Here is a 381-nt window from a genome sequence, read left to right on the forward strand (position 1 = left end):
CACCAAATGCCACAGAGGCTTCGCTATCATTTCAAGAAACAAAGATGAGAACAGGGCTAGAAACATCAAAGGTACAACGATAAATCCGAACCAAGGAATAAATACCAAGTTGTAGGCTATTGAGGACAAACTAAAACCGGAGAAGAAATGGCCACTAACAGGTACGATTAAAGCGCTCAACATCAATTGAGTAAGCAATAACGCTTTTAATCGCGCTTTCCAACCTCCCCTTTGATGTCGAATCAAATTAATTGCGAACAATACCGCACAAACGGAGAGGTACGATAACCAAAAGCTCATACTGTAGGATGCAAAAGGTTGGACAAGCAGTTGTAGAGATACTGCAAGCAAAAGAACTCGCCAAGAAGTCCAGTGCACCAG

1 protein-coding gene is annotated in these 381 nt (G+C 42.3%); it reads right to left on the minus strand.

From position 1 onward, the window contains the following. On the minus strand, positions 1–381 hold a 381-nt coding region (locus IQR33_RS24750), incomplete at both ends, for a ComEC/Rec2 family competence protein (RefSeq protein WP_193844146.1).

Origin of the sequence: Vibrio sp. OPT46 (assembly GCF_015163535.1) — a bacterium.
Classification (GTDB): Bacteria; Pseudomonadota; Gammaproteobacteria; order Enterobacterales; family Vibrionaceae; genus Vibrio; species Vibrio alginolyticus.